Here is a 248-nt window from a genome sequence, read left to right as displayed (position 1 = left end):
GAGGGGGGTGAGGGTGGTGGCGTCGACGTGGACGCGGTCCGCGTGGGCGGTGACGGTGAAGGGGTGCTGGACGCCGTCGACTTCCAGGACCACACGGGTGGGGGTGGCCAGGACGACACGTACACCGTCGGCTTCGGCGGTGAGGCCGTCGCGGGTGTGGCGGTAGCGGACCTCATGCTCGGTGCCGTCGGGCTCGGTGCGGTAGCGCTTGATCTGCGGCTGGGAGTGGAGGTTGCGCCAGGCGCCGA

The 248-nt window shown here is 71.8% G+C and carries 1 pseudogene; it reads right to left on the bottom strand.

The features are described 5' to 3' along the window. Window positions 1–248: pseudogene (locus tag J0695_RS39610) on the bottom strand (acety-l/propionyl-CoA carboxylase subunit alpha); the annotation flags it as partial.

The organism is Streptomyces beijiangensis (assembly GCF_017315755.1).
GTDB classification, from domain to species: domain Bacteria; phylum Actinomycetota; class Actinomycetes; order Streptomycetales; family Streptomycetaceae; genus Streptomyces; species Streptomyces beijiangensis.
This window is presented reverse-complemented; position numbering and strand designations above follow the sequence as displayed.